At 64.6% G+C, this 333-nt stretch carries 2 pseudogenes; both read left to right on the forward strand.

What is annotated here, in order from left to right:
- A pseudogene (locus IB279_RS36830) lies at positions 1 to 200 on the forward strand (glycine C-acetyltransferase); the annotation flags it as partial.
- An 11-nt stretch (positions 201 to 211) separates the two neighbouring features.
- Positions 212 to 333 (forward strand): annotated as a pseudogene (gene tdh, locus IB279_RS36835) (L-threonine 3-dehydrogenase); the annotation flags it as partial.

Genomic DNA, 333 nt, shown 5'->3' on the forward strand with positions numbered 1-333 from the left:
TCGGTGATGCCGCACTCGCCCAGGAGATGGCGGCGCGCATGCTGAAGAAGGGCGTCTATGTCATCGGCTTCTCCTTCCCGGTGGTGCCGAAGGGCCAGGCGCGCATCCGCACGCAGATGTCGGCAGCACACAGCGAACAGGACGTCCGGCGGGCAATCGCCGCCTTCGAAGAGGTCGGCCGCGACCTCGGCGTGATCTGAGGGAGGGACTGATGACGAACATGATGAAGGCGCTGGTGAAGTCGAAGCCGGAAGAGGGCCTCTGGATGGAGCGCGTGCCGGTGCCGGAGATCGGCCCGAACGACGTGCTGATCAAGGTGAAGAAATCGGCGAT

Origin of the sequence: Ensifer sp. ENS06 (assembly GCF_014852205.1) — a bacterium.
Lineage (GTDB): Bacteria > Pseudomonadota > Alphaproteobacteria > Rhizobiales > Rhizobiaceae > Ensifer > Ensifer adhaerens.